18 protein-coding genes are annotated in these 19,806 nt (G+C 60.8%); 6 read left to right on the forward strand and 12 right to left on the reverse strand.

Annotated elements, in window-relative coordinates:
- Positions 1-95 precede the first annotated feature (95 nt).
- From AB4O22_RS24005 to AB4O22_RS24020, 4 genes are all read left to right on the forward strand, one after another.
- Positions 96-428 (forward strand): DMT family transporter, encoded by a 333-nt coding sequence (locus AB4O22_RS24005; protein ID WP_003197153.1) that lies wholly within the window; start codon positions 96-98, stop codon positions 426-428.
- A 191-nt stretch (positions 429-619) separates the two neighbouring features.
- Complete coding sequence (locus AB4O22_RS24010; protein ID WP_039013575.1) at positions 620-1,795, forward strand: NAD(P)/FAD-dependent oxidoreductase; 1,176 nt, start codon at positions 620-622, stop codon at positions 1,793-1,795.
- Positions 1,792-2,604: an aldo/keto reductase gene (locus AB4O22_RS24015; RefSeq protein ID WP_223470976.1), complete on the forward strand. Its 813-nt coding sequence runs from the start codon at positions 1,792-1,794 to the stop codon at positions 2,602-2,604. Before AB4O22_RS24010 ends, AB4O22_RS24015 begins: the two co-directional genes overlap by 4 nt.
- A 34-nt stretch (positions 2,605-2,638) precedes the next feature.
- Positions 2,639-3,604, forward strand: a complete 966-nt coding sequence (locus tag AB4O22_RS24020) for a metal ABC transporter ATPase (protein ID WP_092146669.1) — start codon at positions 2,639-2,641, stop codon at positions 3,602-3,604.
- Between the two features lie 138 nt (positions 3,605-3,742).
- Here AB4O22_RS24020 and hldE read toward each other — a convergent pair whose 3' ends face one another.
- The 5 genes from hldE to AB4O22_RS24045 form a co-directional block, all read right to left on the reverse strand.
- The gene (gene hldE, locus AB4O22_RS24025; RefSeq protein ID WP_223470978.1) at positions 3,743-5,164 is read right to left on the reverse strand and encodes a bifunctional D-glycero-beta-D-manno-heptose-7-phosphate kinase/D-glycero-beta-D-manno-heptose 1-phosphate adenylyltransferase HldE; all 1,422 of its coding nucleotides are present in this window, start codon (positions 5,162-5,164) and stop codon (positions 3,743-3,745) included.
- A 99-nt stretch (positions 5,165-5,263) separates the two neighbouring features.
- On the reverse strand, positions 5,264-5,872 hold the full coding sequence (gene cysC / locus AB4O22_RS24030; RefSeq protein WP_460097309.1) for an adenylyl-sulfate kinase: 609 nt from the start codon (positions 5,870-5,872) through the stop codon (positions 5,264-5,266).
- Positions 5,865-6,569 (reverse strand): sulfotransferase family 2 domain-containing protein, encoded by a 705-nt coding sequence (locus AB4O22_RS24035; RefSeq protein ID WP_460097311.1) that lies wholly within the window; start codon positions 6,567-6,569, stop codon positions 5,865-5,867. The genes cysC and AB4O22_RS24035 overlap by 8 nt, the downstream gene beginning before the upstream one ends.
- Before the next feature lie 225 nt (positions 6,570-6,794).
- Positions 6,795-8,600, reverse strand: coding sequence for a lipid A export permease/ATP-binding protein MsbA (gene msbA, locus AB4O22_RS24040; protein WP_460097312.1), 1,806 nt, complete (start codon positions 8,598-8,600; stop codon positions 6,795-6,797).
- Between the two features lie 15 nt (positions 8,601-8,615).
- Entirely contained in the window at positions 8,616-9,788 is a 1,173-nt protein-coding gene (locus AB4O22_RS24045) for an O-antigen ligase family protein (protein WP_223470982.1), read from the reverse strand.
- 107 nt (positions 9,789-9,895) lie between these two features.
- On the opposite strand from AB4O22_RS24045, the gene AB4O22_RS24050 reads away from it, so the two are divergent.
- The gene (locus AB4O22_RS24050) at positions 9,896-10,501 is read left to right on the forward strand and encodes a BUD32 family EKC/KEOPS complex subunit (protein ID WP_223470983.1); all 606 of its coding nucleotides are present in this window, start codon (positions 9,896-9,898) and stop codon (positions 10,499-10,501) included.
- Here AB4O22_RS24050 and AB4O22_RS24055 read toward each other — a convergent pair.
- The 7 genes from AB4O22_RS24055 to AB4O22_RS24085 form a co-directional block, all read right to left on the reverse strand.
- Positions 10,487-11,590, reverse strand: a complete 1,104-nt coding sequence (locus tag AB4O22_RS24055; RefSeq protein WP_223470984.1) for a glycosyltransferase — start codon at positions 11,588-11,590, stop codon at positions 10,487-10,489. The genes AB4O22_RS24050 and AB4O22_RS24055 overlap by 15 nt on opposite strands.
- A 47-nt stretch (positions 11,591-11,637) precedes the next feature.
- On the reverse strand, positions 11,638-12,402 hold the full coding sequence (locus AB4O22_RS24060; protein WP_223470985.1) for a glycosyltransferase family 2 protein: 765 nt from the start codon (positions 12,400-12,402) through the stop codon (positions 11,638-11,640).
- A gap of 55 nt (positions 12,403-12,457) precedes the next feature.
- Positions 12,458-13,414, reverse strand: coding sequence for a glycosyltransferase family protein (locus AB4O22_RS24065; protein ID WP_223470986.1), 957 nt, complete (start codon positions 13,412-13,414; stop codon positions 12,458-12,460).
- 84 nt (positions 13,415-13,498) lie between these two features.
- Positions 13,499-14,899, reverse strand: coding sequence for a PIG-L deacetylase family protein (locus AB4O22_RS24070; protein WP_460097754.1), 1,401 nt, complete (start codon positions 14,897-14,899; stop codon positions 13,499-13,501).
- An 8-nt stretch (positions 14,900-14,907) separates the two neighbouring features.
- A complete protein-coding gene (locus AB4O22_RS24075; RefSeq protein ID WP_223470988.1) occupies positions 14,908-15,804 on the reverse strand; it encodes an antimicrobial resistance protein Mig-14 in 897 nt (298 codons plus the stop codon).
- Positions 15,805-16,935 (reverse strand): glycosyltransferase, encoded by a 1,131-nt coding sequence (locus AB4O22_RS24080; protein ID WP_460097315.1) that lies wholly within the window; start codon positions 16,933-16,935, stop codon positions 15,805-15,807.
- Positions 16,919-18,676 carry a carbamoyltransferase family protein gene (locus tag AB4O22_RS24085; protein ID WP_003197115.1) on the reverse strand — a complete coding sequence of 586 codons (1,758 nt, stop codon included), beginning with the start codon at positions 18,674-18,676 and terminating at the stop codon, positions 16,919-16,921. The genes AB4O22_RS24080 and AB4O22_RS24085 overlap by 17 nt, the downstream gene beginning before the upstream one ends.
- A gap of 527 nt (positions 18,677-19,203) precedes the next feature.
- Between AB4O22_RS24085 and AB4O22_RS24090 the strand changes: the two genes are divergently transcribed.
- Positions 19,204-19,590 (forward strand): hypothetical protein, encoded by a 387-nt coding sequence (locus AB4O22_RS24090; protein WP_223470991.1) that lies wholly within the window; start codon positions 19,204-19,206, stop codon positions 19,588-19,590.
- Positions 19,591-19,806 lie beyond the last annotated feature (216 nt).

A 19,806-nucleotide genomic window follows, 5' to 3' on the forward strand; every position in this document is an offset into this window, starting at 1 on the left:
CTATCTCCATTACAGATAGGTAATGACTTTACCGCATCTGCCCCATCTCTAGAATGGCCCCATCGAAAGACGCAACCGTCGAAGAGGAACCGCTCATGAACGCCTACTACTACCTGGCCATCGCCATCTGCGCCGAAGTCATCGCCACCGTTTCAATGAAAGCGATCAAGGGCCTGAGCACACCTCTGCCTTTGCTGCTGGTCATCGTCGGCTACGGCACCGCATTCTGGATGCTGACGCTGGTGGTGCGCACCGTACCGGTGGGCGTGGCCTATGCGGTCTGGGCCGGGCTGGGGATCGTCATGGTCAGTGTGGCGGCGCTGTTCATCTACGGGCAGAAACTGGACGTGCCGGCGATGCTGGGGATGGCGTTGATTGTTCTCGGGGTTGTCGTGATCCAACTCTTTTCCAAGACTGCCGGGCACTAACAAGAGTCAGAAACTATGGGAACAAGGCTTGTGTGGGAGCAAGGCTTGCCCGCGATGACGGCTCTGCGGTCTTGAAGAAATCGAGTTGCCTGTATCGCGAGCAAGCTTTGCTCCCACAGGTTGATCGCCAACAAATTCCCTCTGCATCGAGTCTGTATACTGCGCCCTCGTCTTGAACATTGAGGTCGCTCATGCCATCCGTTATTTCCACCGACATTCTGATTGTCGGCGCAGGCGTCGCCGGCCTCTGGCTGAATGCACGCCTGCGTCGCCAGGGTTTTTCGACCGTGCTGGTGGAAAGCGCCAGCCTCGGCGGCGGGCAGAGTGTCAAATCCCAGGGCATCATCCATGGCGGCGCCAAGTACGCCCTGCACGGCGCCCTGACCGGTGCCTCGGAAGCCATCGCCGACATGCCGCGTCGCTGGCGTGAGGCCCTGAAAGGTGAAGGTGAGCTGGACCTGTCCGGCGTGCGCATGCTGTCCGATGCCCATTACCTCTGGTCCCCCGGCACCCTGGCCGGCAACCTCACCAGTTTCTTTGCCAGCAAGGCCGTGCGCGGGCGGGTCGATCAGGTCAAGGGCGATCAGTTGCCACCGGCCCTGCAAGACAAGCGCTTCAAGGGCAAGGTCTATCGCCTGGCCGAGCTGGTGGTGGACGTGCCGAGCGTGATCGCGCGCCTGGCGGAACTGGCCGGCGACAGCTTGCTGGCCGGGCAGCACATCGAACCGCTGCGCGAAGGTGGCGAGCTGATCGGACTCAAGGTCGATGGCCGCGAGATTCGTGCCCAGCGCATTGTCCTCAGCGCCGGGGGCGGCACCGCCGACCTGCTCAGCGCCCTGGGCCTGGACCAGCCAGCCATGCAGCGCCGACCGTTGCACATGGTCCTGGTCAAGGGCCCCAGCCTCAAGCCCCTCTACGCCCATTGTCTGGGCGGCGGACCGAAGCCGCGCGTCACCGTGACCACCCACCCGGCGGCCGATGGCCAATGGGTCTGGTACGTGGGTGGCGATCTGGCCGAAGGTGATGGCGTGACCCGCGAGCCTGCCGCGCAGATCGCCGCCGCCCAGAAAGAACTCGGCCAATTGTTGCCTTGGATTGACCTGAGCACCGCGCACTGGGCCACGCTGCGGGTTGACCGCGCCGAACCGTTGCAGTCAGGCCTGACCCGCCCGGACAACGCCTTCCTCGCCGAACAGGATCGCCTGCTGGTGGGCTGGCCGACTAAATTGGCCCTGGCGCCGGACTTCGCCGATCGGGTGGTCAATGCCCTGCAACGCGATGGTATCCAGCCAAGCCACCCGGCCCCACTGCCGGACCTGCCGAAGCCGCCCATGGGCGTCCCTGCCTGGGAGCAACTGCTGCCATGAGCCAACCGACCCTGCATGACCTCTATCGCCCCCTGGGCCATGACGGCCCGCGGGTCTCCCCCCTGGGCCTGGGCACCGTCAAGCTCGGTCGCGACCAAGGCGTCAAATACCCCAACGGCTTTCAGATCCCCGATGACGACGAAGCGCGCATGTTGCTCAAACTGGCGCGCGACCTGGGTATCAACCTGATCGACACCGCGCCGGCCTATGGCCGCAGCGAAGAGCGCCTCGGCCCGCTGCTGCGCGGCCAACGCCAGGACTGGGTGATTGTCAGCAAGGTCGGCGAAGAATTCAGCAACGGCCAATCGCGCCACGACTTCAGTGCCGCCCATACCCGATTTTCGGTGGAACGCAGCCTCAAGCGCCTGGAAACCGACTATATCGACCTGGTCCTGGTACATTCGGATGGCAACGACCTGGCGATCCTCAACGACAGCGAGGTCTACCCGACCCTGGCGGCGCTCAAGCGCGAGGGCAAGATCGGCGGCTTCGGTTTTTCCGGCAAGACCGTCGACGGTGGCTTGAAAGCCCTGGAGCAAGGCGATTGTGCGATGGTCACCTACAATCTGAACGAACGAAACGAAAAGGCTGTCATTGACTACGCCAGCGAACACGGCAAAGCGATCCTGGTGAAGAAAGCCCTGGCCAGTGGTCACGTCTGCCTGAGCCCCGGGGTAGACCCGGTTCGCGCCAGCTTCGAACTGTTGTTTGAGCATCCTGGTGTCGCCAGTGCTATTGTCGGCACCATCAATCCGCTGCACCTCGCCCATAACGTCGCGACCGTAGCCAAGGTCCTGCGTAAAAACTGACGCCGCCCTACGCGGCCTTAAGGAAGGAGCCGACATGCCGCGTACGCTCATCAGAAAGAATCCCAGCAACTTCAAGACCCTGCCCCTGTTCGTCGAAGCGACACCCGAAGGCCTGACTTACCAGAGCGTCGGGATGCCGCTGAATTTCGCCCAGACCCTGCAGCGCCGCCGCCCGGTAGCCGTGGCCGATACCGAGCGTTTTTCCCTGGAGTTGGCAAACCTGGGCGTATCCGTGCGCCTGACCCTGCATTGGCAGAACCGCGACTATTGGGTACTGGTGCGCCAACGTCGGCAGGATCGCGGCGATGTGGTGCTCAAGCTGATTTCCGGCTACGTCCCGGCCCACGAGCTGAACCTGCCGCTGCTCACCGCCATCAGCGAAATTGCCGAAGAATGCCTGCTGGAAACCCCGGAAGGCTGGCTCGGAGGGCGTTTCAACGACACCTGGCTGCCGGCCCCCTACGCCACGGCCCTGCATTACCGCGAAGCCTTGCCGTTTCGGCTGACGCCACTCTCGGGCTCGGCCCGCCCGGTGCGCAGCGCCAACCTGCAACTGATCGAGCGACCACGGGCCTACGTGCACCTGCCGACGGCATCGCTGCAACTGATTTATGACTTGCGCCTGGATGTGCCCAAGGAAGCCAAGTCCCTGAGCCTGTTTCACGTCGATGAGCGTCTGGAAGGCGACCAGTTGGTCGCGCGCCTGGACCGCAAGCGACCTGATCTTTACTTGATGCCGCTACAGGACGGCCAACCCATGCCCGAGCTGTATACCTTGAAAAAGGACCAGCTGTACCCGGCCAGCACGCGCGGGCTCTACCTGGCGGAGAGCTTTGCCAAGCAGGACGGCTGGCTGGTGCGAGACGAGCGGATTCGCTGGAAGGACTGGCTGCGCCAACAAGGGCTGACGCCACCGGGCAAGGAGTCAGGCCTGACCCGACTCAAGGGCAAGGCCCGGCAATTGCTCAAGAAGATCGTGCCGCGCAAGGCGGCTCGCTAGTTACAGCAATTGGGCAAATGTTCCAGATATAGAACTGTGGCGAGGGAATTTATCCCCGCGGGGCGGTGCGACGTTTCGCTAAATCCCCTCGCCACAAAAGCTCCCCAACCACAGAGGTCCGCTCGACCGTGAAACAGCTCAGTGATTGCGGATCTTTTCCACAATCGCCGTCGTCGAGCTGTTTTCCACCAGCCCCAACACCTTCACGGTGCCGCCGTAGGCGGTGACGATGTCCGCACCCACGACCTGATCAATCCCGTAGTCCCCGCCCTTGACCAGCACATCCGGCTTGACCTGGCGCAGCAGGTTTTCCGGCGTGCCCTCGCTGAAGCTGATCACCCAGTCCACCGCGCCCAGGCCGGCCAGGACCGCCATGCGCCGGTCGACGCTGTTGATCGGACGCCCAGGCCCTTTGAGACGGCTCACGGACGCATCGTCATTGACCGCCACGATCAGGCGATCGCCCTGGGCCCTGGCCTGCTCGAGGTAGGTCACGTGGCCCGCGTGCAGAATGTCGAAGCAGCCGTTGGTGAAGACGATTCGTTCATTGTGGGCACGGGCGTCGTCAACGGCCAGCAGCAGTTGCTCCAGGCCCAGAACGCCGCGCTCGGAGCCTTCCTCGCGCTGGATGGCGCGACGCAACTCGGGGGCGCTGATAGCCGCCGTGCCGAGCTTGCCGACGACAATGCCTGCCGCCAGGTTCGCCAGGGCGACCGCATGGGGCAATTCCTCGCCGGCAGCAATCGCCGCGGCCAGGGTGGAAATCACGGTGTCGCCAGCGCCCGTCACGTCGAACACTTCACGGGCACGGGCCGGCAGGTGCAACGCAGGGTGATCGGGGCGCAACAGGGTCATGCCATGCTCGCCACGGGTCACCAGCAAGGCGCCGAGGTCGAGGTCTTGCATCAGTTGCGCGCCTTTGCTCACCAGTTCGTGCTCATCGGCACAACCACCAACGATGGTTTCGAATTCACTGAGATTCGGCGTGATCAGGCTGGCACCACGGTAGATGGAGAAATCCTTGCCCTTGGGATCGGCCAGGACCGGAATGCCACGGGCACGCGCGGCCTGGATCAGCGACTGGTGGTTTTTCAACGCGCCTTTGCCGTAGTCCGACAACACCAGCACCTTGATGCCTTCAAGCAGGTTGTCGACCTCGGCACCGAGGGCCAGCGGATCGGTGGCGAAAGGTTCTTCGAAGTCGATGCGCAGCAGTTGTTGGTGACGGCTCATGACCCGCAGCTTGACGATGGTCGGCTGGTGCGCAATGCGCTGGAATATCGCACGCACGCCCGCGCCCTTGAGGCTGTTGGTCAGGCTGTCGGCAGCCTCGTCGTCGCCGGTCACGCCCACCAGGGAAGCCGGAGCGCCGAGGGCGGCGATGTTCAGGGCAACGTTGGCGGCACCACCGGGGCGATCCTCGATGTGCTCGACCTTGACCACCGGTACCGGCGCCTCAGGGGAAATCCGTGAGGTACCGCCATGCCAATAGCGGTCGAGCATGACATCGCCGACCACCAATACAGGGGCTTGATCGAATCGCGGCATGGACAACTTCATGGAGCATCCCACATACAAAATGAACAGGGCGGGGATATTAGCACAGGGCGAACGAAGGCTTGTCCATGGCTGCAACGCGAAGCCAGGATGTGTGCTCGATCAGATTTGCAGCAACGCCGATAGTCGCGAACAAGCCTGGGCCAGCTCCACCTCACTGGTGTTGATCTCACAGTCCGGCGCAAGCGGCGCCTCGTAGGGACTGTCGAGCCCGGTGAAGTTCTTGATCCGCCCGGCACGGGCCTCGCGGTACAACCCCTTTGGGTCACGCTGGGCACAGACGTCGAAAGGGGTACTCACATAAACCTCCACGAAGGTGCCCTCGGGGAACAGCTGTCGGGCCGCTTCCCGGTCAGCACGAAACGGCGAAATGGCCGCAACGATGACGATCAGGCCGGCGTCGACCATCAAGCGCGCCACCTCGGCAATGCGGCGGATATTTTCCTTGCGGGCCTCGGCATCCATGCCCAGGCCCCGGCACAACCCCTGGCGCAGGTTGTCGCCGTCGAGCAGGGCGGTGTGCAGCCCCATCTGGTTGAGCTGCACTTCCAGGGCATTGGCCAGCGTCGACTTGCCCGCCCCCGACAGCCCGGTCAGCCAGACGCAGCGGGGGCGCTGGGCTTTGATGGCGGCCCGATCCTCGGACGTGAGCGCCTGCGTACAAGGACGAATCTGAATCTGTTGCATCGATACCTTTGACGTTTCATTCATAACCAAGCATCTCGTAGTCACGTTGGTACACCCGCCGTACCAGCCGACGGGTCCGTACCGAGCAGATTTCCCTTACCGGCACCGTAGCGCGCTGCTGGGTGCGGTTCACATGGGGCAACGTCGCAGCCAGTCCCAGATGCTCGCACACCCGCTCATAGTCCCTGTCCAGGTACTCCTGATAACCGATGAAGTCCATCGCCAGATGGCCGAGGGAATCGGTGAGGAAATCTGTCTGGGCAGCGAAATGCAATTGCCGGGTGATGTTCTCCGGGTGCAGCCAGCGCGCAACGAAATCATCGAAGTCGCGGTATTGGCCGACCAGTTTCTGAGCCGCATGATCGCGCAACCCCAACGTGTTGCCCCGCAGAAAAGCATAGGCCGAATATGCACGTTCCAGCGGATCACGAACAAAGGCAAACTTGAAACTGGCGGCGTACTGCCGCGCGAACTGCTCTTCGTACCAATACAACGGCAGGTGGCCCGGGCTGTAGCCGTCGAAAAGCCCCACGCAAATACTGCTGCCGGCGCATTTGGGCACATGGATGAACAGGCAGCCGCGCTGGGCGAAAGCTTCGGGGAAACGGCAATTGGCCGACATCGATTTGTTCACGACCTGCCGATCGACAACCGACAGGCGCCCCAACAGAAAGGAGCGCTGCGATTTGGGCAGTAGCTTCCACAGATAACGTTGCAGCATGCACGTCCCCGCGCGAGAGGGATGGCCCCCTCGATGATTGAAGTTGGTCCAGGAAAATCCTGTGGCCAGATTTTAGCAGTCACGGGGCGCAGATTTATTGTGGGTTGGTCAAGGCAGGTAAGGATTTCGATACAAACCCTGTGGGGCGGGGCCTGCTCGCGATGACACAGGCACATTCAACATCACCGGCCCAAGCACACAGCTATCACAACCTGGTGTCCGAACTCAGGCGATATTCTGGGCAGGGGCGTCCAGTCCCATGGCATGAAGACGCGAGTAGTAGCCATTCTGCGCCAGGAGTTCGCCATGGGAACCCCGCTCAACGATACGGCCCTGGTCCATCACCAGGATCATGTCGGCTTTTTCGATGGTCGACAGACGATGCGCGATGACCAGGGTCGTACGACCTTTCATGACCTGGTCCAGCGCGGCCTGGATATGCCGTTCGGACTCGGTGTCCAGCGCCGAGGTGGCCTCGTCGAGGATCAGCAGCGGCGCGTTCTTCAACAACGCCCTTGCAATGGCCAGGCGCTGGCGCTGGCCGCCGGACAGCAGTACGCCGTTTTCGCCCACCTCGGTGTCCAGGCCATTGGGCAATTGCTCAATGAAGTCCATGGCATAGGCATCCCGGGCCGCCTTTTCAATATCCGCCCGTGGCGCACCGGCCAGGTCGCCGTAGGCGATATTGTTGGCCACCGTGTCATTGAACAGCGTGACATGCTGGGTCACCTGGGCGACATGACGACGCAGGTTGCGCAGGCGGTAGTCTTCGATTTCCACGTCGTCGAGCAGGATCTGGCCGACCTCATGGTGATAGAAGCGCGGGATAAGGCTCGCCAGGGTCGACTTGCCGCTGCCCGAACGGCCCACCAGTGCAATCATCTGCCCGGGTGCCGCGGTGAAGCTGATGTCCTTGAGCACCTCGCGATCAGCGCCGGGGTAGGTAAAGCTCAGGTTGCGCACATCGAGACGACCGCTGACCCGCTCCTGCTCGACCGTCCCACTGTCGACCTCCGGCTCGACATCCAGTTGTTCGAAGATGCTTTCGGCACCGGCCACGCCTTTCTGGATGGTGGAGCTGACTTCCGAAAGCTGCCGAATCGGCTTGGGCAGCAAACCAGCGGCCGTGATGTAGGCCACAAGGTCACCCGCCGTCGCGTCGCCGCGCAGGAACAGCACCAGGAACATCAGGGCGGCCATGGCGGTGTAGATCACCAGTTGCAGCATCGGCGTATAGACCGCGCCGGTGCGAGTCATGCGCAATTGCTTGTCGGTATTGCCCTGGCTGGCGTTGGTAAAACGTTGCTCTTCATAGGCCTCGCCGCCGAAGCTGCGCACCACGCGGTAGCCCTGGATGGTCTCGGAAGCAACGTGGGTCACGTCGCCCATGGCCACCTGGATCTTTTTGCTCTGCTTGCGGAATTTCTTGCTGGTGCTGCTGACCATGACCGCGATCAGCGGCAGGATCGCCAACATCACCAGGGTCAGCTTCCAGTTCATCCACACAAGGTAGGCAAAGAGGAAGACCACGGAGAGACCTTCGCGGATCACCACCTTGATGGCATCGGTGGCGGCACCGGTGACCATGGTCACGTTGAAGGTGATCCGGGAAATCAGGTGGCCGGAATTGTGGGTGTCGAAATAGCGATTTGGCAGCACCAGCAACTTCTTGAACAACTCGACCCGCAGGTCGTGCACCAGCCCCAGGGAAACCTTGGCCAGGTAATAGTTGCCCAGGAACGACCCCAGACCCTGCCAGGCAGCGATCAGGACGATCAGCAGCGGCACTGCCATCAGCAATTTCAAGTCTTTGAGATACGGCACGTTGGGAAAGAGCACCGCATCGGGGTTGCTCAAGCCGTCGACGAAATATTTGAGAATCCCGGCCAACATGGGCTGGGTCGAAGCAAATATCACGAAACCCACGATACTCAGCAGGAAAATGCCCGCGTAGGGTTTGACGTATCCCAGCAACCGAAAATAGATCTTCAGGCTGGAATCCTGTTCCGCTTTGGGCGGTGCGTCACTCATCGTCGGGCTCACTGGTTAGGAAGAACGCGGAATTTTATCACAGCCACCGGAATTGGCCCGCGCCCAGGTCAAAACGCCGGCCAGGCCAATCGGCAACCAGGTAATGAACCATTCTGCGCGGGGGGTTCCGGTCAGGCTCGCAGCGTCGAACTGCATCGCCAGGAACGAAAACACCCACATACCAAGCACGCCCCGGCCCAGCAGGCTGTCACGGGCACGCCAGGCTTCGCGCAACACGGCGAACCAGACGATGCACCACAACAACAACCCCGGCAGCCCGAGTTGGATGGTGACGTGGCTGAACAGATTGTGGGCATGATCGAACTTGATACCGTGACTGGTAATCCGGTAGTCGGCCGCCAAGCCAAGACCGCCCCATGGGCGTTCGGCAATCATGTGCAGGCTCGACATGAAAATCTCGGGACGATAGGAAGCACCGCGCGCCATGACCAACGGCTCGAGCAGCCAGAAGGTCAGCATCGCCAGCACCAGGGCCATGGCGGCGATAATCCGGGCACGCTGGTCCCGACAGTAAATTGGCATGGCCAGCACGCTAAGCAGCAAGGCCAGTGCAGCTCCGCGGCTCTGGCTCGCGACCACGAAGACGGCCAACACGCCCAGCGCTACCGCCCAAAGCACTTGCAGCCCGATATGACGCGGCATCCAGTGCAGCAACCAGATAGCCGCCAATCCGATCACGTAGCCGCCGAGGATCGGATGGGACAATTCCCCCAGCCCTTCCAGGCGAGCATCCCAGCGATGGTTCGCATACCCGTAGAAATGGACGATGGCCATCAAGGCCGTCAGCGCGAGCCCCAGGCCACCCCATTGCATGATACGAATCACACGCTCGGGCTGGCCGTCGGCAAAGATCGGGAAAAACATCAGGAACACCAGGATGTAGAGCAGTCGCTTGGCTTCACGGGTAGGCTCTGCCACCTCGGCCCACAACAATGTGACCAACGCCCAGAGCATCAACGCCAGCAATGCCGTGTAGATCACCCTTTGGGCGCGCCACAACTCCAACAGCCGATGCCGGGCAGGCCACGCGAGGAGGATTACCGGCAACCAGGCGAATGCAACCAACCCCTGCTGATAGACTTTGTTCGTCGGCGCCAGGGCTATCGCCAGCAAAAACCATAACAAGCCAAAGGCCATCCACCCCTGCGCCCAACGTGTCGCCTGCATCTATCGCTCCTAAACGGTGTACCTGCCAAACCGGCATGGTGAAAACAAAAACTTTTGGGCATCATGGCCCGCCACGGCACCGGTTCTTTCAACAAGGTTTCCCTACGATGCAATCCTCACGGCTTCCCCAAGCCGCCCTGAATCAATTGATTGAAGGCGCCAGCATTCTGGAGGCCGACAGCTACGGCCCAAAAGTCTATCTGCTGCAGGATGGCAATATCCTCAAGCTGTTTCGCCGCAAACGGTTTTTTTCTTCGGCCCTTCTAAAGCCCTATTCAACGCGATTCATCAATAATGCAGCCCGCCTGCAGAAGCTCGGTGTACCGACCCTCGAAGTGCTGGCCGTCTACAAATTGCAGAAGCCCGGCATGACCGCCGTACTGTATCGACCTCTTCCGGGAAAAACCCTGCGCCAATTATCGAGTCAGGAAAATTTCAGCTGGCAGCATACCCTTCCTGCGCTGGTCGAGTTGATCCGCAGCCTGCACGCCAGCGGCATTTATTTCCGCTCACTGCACCTGGGCAACATCGTCGTCACGCCTGAAAATAAACTTGGGTTGATCGATGTGGCTGACATGCGCTTCCTGCGCTCGCCGCTGCCACGCTACCTGGCACGCCGAAACTTGCAACATTTCGCTCGTTATATTGCCAGGGAGAACCTGAACGGGAGCTTTCCAATGCAGGCATTGGAAAGTGCCCTATTGACTGCCTGAGATCAACTGCCGGGCGGTCTGACTGAAACTCGACCAGGCCTTGTCAGGTGCCAGCGCCTGGTACTGGGCCTCCGCGACCGCACTGGCCGGCGCCTGTGCCGCCCGCCCGATCGCCTCGCTCCAGCGCCCTTCATCGTTGAGCGGAGCGTACCAACCAGTGTCGCCCAACTGCTCACGAAAGACCGCAAGTTCGCTGGCCAGCACCGGGACACCAGCCAGGACAGCCTCCTGGAGAATCAACCCGAGGCCCTCGTCCAGGGACGGGATCAGCACCCAATCAAACGCCCTGTAGAGCTTCGCGACATCTTCCAGATGCCCCGTCAGCAATACCTTGTCGACCAGATCCGGCTGGGCGATCCGCGCTTGCAACGCCTCGCGTCTCGGCCCCTCGCCAACAATCACCAGGCGCCAGTCGGAATGGCTGGCCGCGGCCCGGCCAAACGCCTCCAGCAAACTGGCGAATCCCTTGCTGTCCACCAACCGACCTACGGCGCCAAAAACCCGCGCCTCTGTGCCAGGCAATCCCAAACGGGCACGTGCCTCTTCGCGAGACAACAGTGCAGACTGGAAGGCTGCCGGATCGAACGCGCTACGCAGCGCCCTTACCTGGATGCCCAACTCATCCTGGAGCGACATCGCCAGGGTCTCGGAGACCGCGGCCAGGGTCAGGCGTGAAGCTGGGAAGCCACGCAACAGTTCACGGCCCGCGGGATTGAGTCGTGTCGCACCATGGAAAATCACCACCACGCGGATCTGCGGCAGATCCTCGAGGACCGGCAACAAGGTACGCGCCACGCCAACGCCATCAAGCAACACTACACGGGCATCGCTTTCGAGAAATGCCTGGCGGAAACGGCTGTGCATCAAGGGCTTGAGCAGGCGCCAGACATGTCGGCCCTTGAGCTGGGCTGAGGTCATATTCCACTCAAGCGCCGCCCCGACATCAACCCGACACGCAGCCGCCTCCCCCTGCAAGAGCCATGTCTTGACAGGCATCGCAGGCTCCATCCGCGAGAGAATCTGATTATGAACCTTGTGTACCGAAGCGAACGGCGAACCGCCCGCCCACATGACATTGATAATGCTCATCGAGCAGCAAACCTTTTATCGCGGACCAGGATCCGTGCTTGGCGGCATTAATAGTTGATAAGCCAGCCGATGCAGACTCCGAGCAAGAAAACCAAGGACAACTTGACCTGCTCGCGGCGCTTTCGGCGTGCCTTTCGCTCGCGCTCCACGGGCACTTCTACATGAACCCCGAATCCGGTGTGCAAAATAGCATCCCCTTCCAGCGCAACCGCCGTCAAGTTCAGCTGGGCATAGCGCATAGACAGAGCCTTTTCGCCACCGAAACCGGCAAAGGGTGCGCAGAGGCCATACTCTTTCAACCGTCGCAGGCCTGGGTTGAGAGAAAAGCTTTGCCATTCGGGCTTGTCTGAAATCAACGGATAACAGGGCACGCCACCAATGACGTCACGTTCGCCGAGGTGAATGTAGGGGCTGTGTACGGACAAGTCGTAGACATAGTTGCGCAACCACACTTGGAGAATATCCGGCCGCAGCTCCAGGATCGTGTGCGAATCCTCCACGAAGGCCGGACGATAGAACTCCCAGTCATCCTCGCAGTGAAAGACATAAGGCGTCTTGACATGCTCGTACGCCAGGTCGATCGAGGCCAACTGCCCCAACTTCGGCCGATTGACAAAAACCCTCGTGCGGTCCTTCCAGTGAGCGGGAATGGCGGCATATACGCCTTCGTCACCGGCATCTTCCGTAATGAAGACTTCACGAATCGGCGCGGTATTGAAGCGGTCGAAGCTCTCCAGGGTCCGCTTGAGCAGATCGAACCGGCCGCAACTGGTTACCACCAGGGTAATGTCACTCTCGTCGGAAAACTGCACTGAAATACCATCTAGTCAAACGCCATCCCTGAATCGGATGACTGAACGGTTCGTGTCAAACGCCCAGCTTCAGGCGCAATGTCTCCAGCAAACTCAACGGAGCCCGAGGCCGCAAGGGCGGCTCCAGTGCTTCAACGATCTTCTGCCCGATGCGCGCGAAACTGAACTGTTCCAGCGCCAGCTCCTGGCCGTTGTGCGCCACTCTACGCGCCAGCTCGGAGTCGGCACGCAGCCGGGAAAGCTTTTCCTGGAGTTGCGGGATGTCACGGTACAACACCACGTTGTGCATGTCCTGCAACCCCAACGCACGCGCCTCGTCGATGCCCTGGTCAAACGCCAACAGGACACAGCCGCAGGCCATGGCTTCGAAATTCTTGATCATGAACTCGCCCATGCCCACGTCGGCACTGACGAAAAAGCGGATACGGTTCAGAGTCTCGCAATACTCTTCACCGGACTTGGTCCGGGTCACGACCAGCGGTTCAACGCGTCCCAGCTCATCCAGCAGCGCCTTGCGACCGCTATAGGCAACACTGTTGGTGCTACCAACGAAGGCCAGCTCGATGTCCCGCTCACGACCCCGATCCTGCAATAACGATTGATCGTAGCCTTTGGGCACGAAAACCGCATCGAAACCTTCGCCACGCAGACGTTCGGCCACCATGAAGCCGGAACTGATCACCCGCACCCACGGCAGGCGCCGGTAATGCGCACTGAATTTGCCGGTGTATTTGCACGGGATGTAATTCTGGTAGGCATCGTGCTCGAGGATCACCAGGTTGGGGATCGTGCGGATGAAGCCGGCCTGGCGGATCTCCTGCTTGAAACGCAGGAAAAATACGATCCGATCATAACGCGAGACGTCCACATGGCGGCGGAAGTATCCCCGCAGGTTGCGTTGTTCCTTGCTGTCGAGCCAGCGCAAGTCGCACTCGCAATGAGCGGCCACGCCTTCGTAGAGTCGGTCCAGGATGGCCCGCTGTTCTTTCTGCACCAGAAATAGAACTTTCATCGTCTTCCTTGCGGCACCGAACGACTTGATAAATAACCGGGGGCCTTTTTGCGCCGCAGCGCAAAGACGCCCCGCCTAGGGCCCTTACAGCCGCCAGAACAATTCATGGCGACGTACAGCCTTGCGAAAAAATTCGTTCTCGCCATACGCTGAGCAGGCGCGCCCGGCCAGCAGGCGCTGGAGGCCACGGCGCAGACGACGCTTGAACGGCGCACGCGGTTGCAGATCGTGCATCATGCCCAGCGCCATGGCCTTGTCGCGCTGTCCAGGCACTGCCAGTGGCAGGCTGACAGGATGCATTGGCAGGGCCGGATCGAAATACGGCGGCAACGCAATGCCCGCTCCCGCATTCCCCATAGGCCAACGGTCGTTGTCGTGCAAGTGATTGGCGTAGCCCAACAGCGTGGTCGGCTGCCACTCCAGGCCTTCGAGGGCTTGCAGGACGGCATGATGGGCGCAGAGATGGTCGGGGTGCGGATCAAGGGTTGGATGCGGCAACACAATGACCTCGGGACGCGCCTTGAGCAGCAGTTCGCGCAGGTCTGCCAGCAGGTTGTTCCAGGTCGGCGCGCCGTCGGCATCGCCGGGCAGCAGGAACGGGTTCAACTGGCGGAACAGCCGGGTATCGCTCAGGTCAGCCTCGCGAGAACCTTGGGGGTGGCTCGGCGCCGCTTGCATGGCGGCCAGTTGCAGGCAGAAGTAACCCAACTGCACACAATGCGCTTCAGGCACTCCCGCCCAACGCGGTACGGCAATGCTGTCCCAGGCGCGCAAACGGCCCTTGAGCCGCGCAGCTTCAACGCGATCCAAGCCCATCTGTCGATAATGTTCGGCTTCGATTTCACCGGCGGTCAGCGTGACGATCCAGGCTTCGTCAGCCTGGCTGTACAAGCCGTAGGCGGCCAGCTCCGCATCGTCGGCATGGGGAGCGATGACCATCACCCGCTGGCGCTGCACTTGCGGCGACGTGAAGGACCATAGCGTCGGCTCGCCCAGCAAACGGCAATGGCGCCCGCGCAGGCGCAGCTCACCTCGGGACAACGCCGGGCCCTGCTCGCTGAGATTGAGATAGCGCAGGCCGTTGACCCCGCGCTCGAAAGTTTGCAGGTCCCTTTCACCGCCCAACAATTCGACAACCGGATCGATGAAGCGCCCCAGCCAGGTGCTCTTGACCCGCAACGCGAGAATCAACGTCGCGCCATCGTCCAGAATCACGCCTTCGTCCAGCCGCAGCCGCCCGGCATTGAGGTGCACCTTGGGTTGCTGGGTGAACGGCGGGAAGCTGTACTGGTAATCATCCCTGGGCGAATAGAACAGGTGATCGGCGAACCACGCCTCATGGGCGATCCATCCCAGCACCGCCAGCACCAGGGGCAACCACCAGGCCACTGCCACCCCCAGCAAGACCAGCACGATGAGGGCGAGCAGCAGCCCCACGCGCTTGTTGCGACGGTGGCGCTTGAGCAACTGTTGCTTGCGACTGATCGGTGGGTTCATACGGTAAACACCGGCACGGGGTTGCACCAACGGTCCTTGTATTCCCGGTCCGCCCGACCGAACGAAAAACGCAACGGCTTGCCAGCGGCACGGGCATGTTCCCAGGCGCTTTGGGTGTTGAGAAAACTCAACACACTGCCGGGGCTGAATTCGCGAGTCTGTGGGTCGACGCCACCGTTTATGTACTCGACGCTGATCCACTCGGACGCTTCGACGCGATACACCAACTGGATGGCAATCGGCGCATCGTTGAGGAAGATCACCGAACCGATCAGCCATTCGCGCAGCAACTCGATCACCTCGCCCATGCGCTCGGCACCGGTGGCCGCAAAGCCCCAGCGACGCAGGAACAGGTCGCAGTAGATCGAAGCCAGCTCGGCACTGGAAAATTCGCCGACCGGCCGCACCACCCCGCCCGCCTCTTCCAGCAAGCGCAGCTCACGGCGCTGGTTGTAGCGAAACTTCTTGGATAGCTCTTCTGGCGTGCGGGCCATGGCCAATTGTTCCTGCTGCAACTTCAAGCCACTGAAGCGCCCCTCGTTGAGGGCCGACAGGTAACGCCCGCGATGACGCAAAGGGGCTTGTGCATCGGGCGCCGCCGGCAGGATCAGCTCGGCATTACCCAGGTCGAACAAGCCCTTCTTGCCGCTGCGCTTGAGCACGTCCTTGGACAACGCCAGGTCGCGGCCCCAGGTCGGTATGGCCGCCTTGAGTTCACCGTCCTGCTCGAACGCCAGATAACGCACGGGAATCCCGGCCAGGGCCGCCAGGCGCTCGACCACCAGGGGATGAGTCGCCACACTGCCGCCAAAACGCTGCCAGGCCTGGGCATAAATCGACGCGTCTACGGCTGTCCAGCCGCGCTCACGCCAGCCTTGGAATCGATTGAACATTCAGGCCCTCGGCGCCAGTTCGATGACTTGGGGCAAACGCCAGAATGCCTCGCGTACGGCGCGATCCGAGAAGCGCTCGCGCAAGCGGTCGAGCATCAGCTCGGCGCATTGGCGACGCTGCAGATCGTCCATGGCCGCCAGGTGTTGCAGCCCCTGAGCCATGTGCTCGGCGTCACCAAGCGGAAACAGGATGCCGACGCCTTCGACCACTTCCTTGGCACCACCGCAAGCAGTGGCCAGCAACGGTACACCGGCGGCCATGGCTTCGAGCAGCACCATGCCAAACGGCTCATGGTCGGAACTCAGGGCAAACACATCAAACGCGCGGAAATAACGGCGCGCCTCGGGCACCTGGCCGAGCAACAGCACGCGATCGGCGATGCCCAATTCCAGCGCCAATGCCCGGAGGTCCTGCTCCAGGCGGCCCTTGCCAAGAATCGCCAGCTGACTGTTGGCCGGTAAATACTTCAGCGCCGCAGCAAAACCGCGCAACAGCGTGACCTGGTCCTTGTCCGGGTGCAGACGGCCGACATTGCCGACAATCCAGGCGTGCGCATCCAGCCCCAGGGTCTGTCGTGCCTCCTCGCGGGAGACCAGGCTGGCCTGTGTGGCGTCGAGGTCGATGCGGTTGTAGAGCGTCTGGATCCGGGCAGCCGGCCATTTCGACAGGCAGCGGCGCATGTCGTCACGCACCGCATCGGAAACCCCGAGCAGGCTCAGGCGTTTACGAAAAAACTGGGCGAACAGCCGGCGGGTACGCCGTTGATAGTCACCGAAGGCATGATGCACGCCAATCACCGGCAAGCGGGTGCCGAGCAGGGCGATGTAGATCGGCTTGAAGCGATGGGCAATGCAGAAACTGAAATTGCGTGAGGCGGCAATCTTGCGCAGATCGCCAATGGCGCCCAGCTTCAGGCCACGAATGGCACTGGAGCTGTACTCCATGAACAGCACCTCGTCCGAGGCACAAGCGGAGGCGACTTGCGCATCCGCCGCCCCGGTGAGAAACACCGTGGTCACGCGATAGCCAGTGCCCGCGAACAGGCTGGCGTACTGACGGGCGCAGTCCAGGAACGGCCCGTCATAACCGTGGCAGAACTGCAGCACATGTCGCTCAGCCGAGCGTGTCATAAGCGTCCACGCCGTCTTTGACCACCAGGATGTCTTCCATGATCAGGTACTGCAGGTCGGAACCGAAGAACATGTTCAGCGCGTCGGTCGGCGAACAGATCATCGGTTCGCCACGACGGTTGAGCGAGGTGTTCAACGACACGCCGTTGCCGGTCAGGACTTCCAGGGCCTTCATCATGTCGTAGTAACGCGGGTTGTATTCGCGTTTGAGCACCTGGGCCCGGGAAGTGCCGTCTTCATGGACGACTTCAGGCACGCGGGTTTTCCATTCTTCGGCCACCTCGAAGGTGAAGGTCATGAATGGCGCCGGGTGGTCGACCTTGATCATCTGCGGCGCAACGGTGTCGAGCATCGAGGGGCAGAAAGGCCTCCAGCGTTCGCGGAACTTGATCTGCTCGTTGATCCGATCGGCCACGCCGCTGGCGCTTGGGCAACCGATGATCGAACGACCGCCCAAGGCGCGCGGGCCAAACTCCATGCGCCCCTGGAACCAGGCCACCGGGTTGCCGTCGACCATGATCTTGGCGATGCGCTCAGGTGTGTTGTCGATCTTGCGCCACGCAGGCTTGCTCGGATGACGGGCGCACGCAGCGATCACGTCTTCGTTGCTGTAGGCCGGGCCGAGGTAGACGTGTTCCATCTTCTCTACCGGCACGCCACGGGCATGGGACACATAAGCCGCCGCACCCACGGCAGTACCGGCGTCGCCGGAAGCCGGTTGCACGAACAGCTCCTTGACGTCGTCACGGGCGATGATTTTCTGGTTCAACTTGACGTTCAACGCGCAGCCGCCAGCGAAAGCCAGCTTGCCGGTTTCCTTGAGCACGTCGCCCAGGTAGTGGTCGATCATTTGCAACGCGAGCTTCTCGAACAGCGCTTGCATGCTCGCCGCGTAGTGAATGTACGGCTCGTCGGCGATGTCGCCTTCACGTTTCGGGCCGAGCCATTCGATCAGCTTCGGCGAGAAGTAGAAACCCTTGCCCTTCTCTTTATAGCGACGCAGGCCGATCACGTTGGCGTAGTCGGTGTTGATCACCAGCTCGCCGTTTTCAAAAGAAGCCAGGCGCGAGAAATCGTACTTGGTGGCATCACCGTAGGGCGCCATGCCCATGACCTTGAACTCACCGTCGAGCATCTCAAAGCCCAGGAACTCGGTGATCGCGCCGTACAGGCCGCCCAGGGAGTCCGGGTCGAAGAATTCCTTGATCTTGTGGATCTTGCCGTTTTCGCCATAGCCAAAGAAGGTCGTGGCGTATTCGCCCTTGCCGTCGATGCCCAGGATTGCGGTTTTCTCCTGGAAGCCCGAGCAGTGGTAGGCGCTGGAGGCGTGGGCCAGGTGATGCTCGACCGGCTCGATCTTGATCTTTTTCGGATCGAAGCCCAGTTGCTCCAGGCACCAGACGATCTTGCGGCGATAGCGCTTGTAGCGGCGGTTGCCCATCAGGATCGCGTCGAGGGCCCGATCCGGGGCATACCAGTAGCGCTTGGCGTAGTGCCAGCGCGCCTCGCCGAACAGGCTGATCGGGGCGAAGGGGATCGCCACCACATCGACGTCGGAAGGCTTGATGCCGGCCTGCTCCAGGCAGAACTTCGCCGATTCGTAGGGCATGCGGTTCTTTGCATGTTTATCGCGTACGAAGCGCTCTTCCTCGGCCGCCGCGATCAGCTTGCCGTCAATGTACAGCGCTGCGGAAGGATCATGGCTAAGGGCGCCGGACAGGCCAAGAATCGTCAATGCCACAGGGTCTAGCCTCTTATGTCTGCATACGGGCGACAAGCGCCTCGAAAAATTGATGTGCCGCGCACCTGGGGCACGGGGCAGCTAAAGGGCGGGATTATAGCTTAAAAGCGCCCTTAAACCTCTAGCAGTGAGTGGGAGCTTGTTGAGCACTGTCGCTCGGGCACTCATTGACGCTCACGGCGCTAAAGATTTTTAACCTTGGACACATCGACCGGTCGTGTTTTGTGGGCACGTAAACGCTTGTACACACTTTCGACAACGAGCGATGCCTGCCCCCCATGCAGTATCTGAACATCCGTAAAAGACAAATAAAAAACAGCCTATACGGCCAGATGATCCATTCCGACAGATAGAGCTGGGCATACAAAAAAATAGAGCCAAAGAATCAACGAAACAACACCAACAACTATCTATATAACTCATGCAACCGCTTGTCGCCACTGTCAACATTGACAGTAGCGAGCCCTTTAAAAAACCAATGCAATTGAACGCGTAATACTTCATGGATAAACCAGGGATGCACACTCATGACCACTTACGCGATCACCATTGGCGCTAACGGAACCGAATCTCGTACCTATGAGCCCGGCCATCGGGCGCAACTATTTATGATACAACCCTCGAGTGACGGCTCAACTCATCTCATCAATCCGGACGGCTTTCTATTGGCCACCACAGGTGACGGGGGTGTAATGTCATCACGAGGCGCCGCAGACGGCAGCTCGGCGATTAGTTTTGAAGTGCAAAATCATGGGGACGGAACAGTAAGAATTAAAGCGGGATACTATAACTTATGGGTGCAACTTACCGCTTATGACGTTAAAACCGTTCAATGGGACCCCAACAGCCCCTACCAAAGATTGACTCAGCGCGACGGAGGGAACGGGTACTATTCTTTTACTGTAGATCTTTGATTTTCATGAAGTAGAAGACTCCTACATTTTTTGAAATACATTGAAGTGCCTTGCGATGGTATTTTTTGGCCGGAATGGGGTGGGGGTGAGATGGGGTGTATATCCGGTTCTTCGGTAACGGCGGCTTACGATTCCGCTCTTACGGCGGGTCACTTTTGAGAAGCCCGGAAGCCGGCCCAGTCAAAAGTAAGCAAAACGCTTCTGCCCCCAACACTC

It is taken from the genome of Pseudomonas sp. S3_B11, assembly GCF_054667715.1.

Bases quoted from the DNA above. Each gene is read 5' to 3' on its own strand.
- AB4O22_RS24005 (WP_003197153.1), top strand. From the start codon at position 96: ATGAACGCCTACTACTACCTGGCCATCGCCATCTGCGCCGAAGTCATC.
- AB4O22_RS24050 (WP_223470983.1), top strand. From the start codon at position 9,896: ATGCAATCCTCACGGCTTCCCCAAGCCGCCCTGAATCAATTGATTGAA.
- AB4O22_RS24090 (WP_223470991.1), top strand. From the start codon at position 19,204: ATGACCACTTACGCGATCACCATTGGCGCTAACGGAACCGAATCTCGT.
- AB4O22_RS24015 (WP_223470976.1), top strand. From the start codon at position 1,792: ATGAGCCAACCGACCCTGCATGACCTCTATCGCCCCCTGGGCCATGAC.
- AB4O22_RS24055 (WP_223470984.1), bottom strand. From the start codon at position 11,590: ATGAGCATTATCAATGTCATGTGGGCGGGCGGTTCGCCGTTCGCTTCG.
- AB4O22_RS24035 (WP_460097311.1), bottom strand. From the start codon at position 6,569: ATGCTGCAACGTTATCTGTGGAAGCTACTGCCCAAATCGCAGCGCTCC.
- AB4O22_RS24020 (WP_092146669.1), top strand. From the start codon at position 2,639: ATGCCGCGTACGCTCATCAGAAAGAATCCCAGCAACTTCAAGACCCTG.
- AB4O22_RS24075 (WP_223470988.1), bottom strand. From the start codon at position 15,804: ATGTTCAATCGATTCCAAGGCTGGCGTGAGCGCGGCTGGACAGCCGTA.
- hldE (WP_223470978.1), bottom strand. From the start codon at position 5,164: ATGAAGTTGTCCATGCCGCGATTCGATCAAGCCCCTGTATTGGTGGTC.
- cysC (WP_460097309.1), bottom strand. From the start codon at position 5,872: ATGAATGAAACGTCAAAGGTATCGATGCAACAGATTCAGATTCGTCCT.
- AB4O22_RS24045 (WP_223470982.1), bottom strand. From the start codon at position 9,788: ATGCAGGCGACACGTTGGGCGCAGGGGTGGATGGCCTTTGGCTTGTTA.
- msbA (WP_460097312.1), bottom strand. From the start codon at position 8,600: ATGAGTGACGCACCGCCCAAAGCGGAACAGGATTCCAGCCTGAAGATC.
- AB4O22_RS24065 (WP_223470986.1), bottom strand. From the start codon at position 13,414: ATGAAAGTTCTATTTCTGGTGCAGAAAGAACAGCGGGCCATCCTGGAC.
- AB4O22_RS24010 (WP_039013575.1), top strand. From the start codon at position 620: ATGCCATCCGTTATTTCCACCGACATTCTGATTGTCGGCGCAGGCGTC.
- AB4O22_RS24080 (WP_460097315.1), bottom strand. From the start codon at position 16,935: ATGACACGCTCGGCTGAGCGACATGTGCTGCAGTTCTGCCACGGTTAT.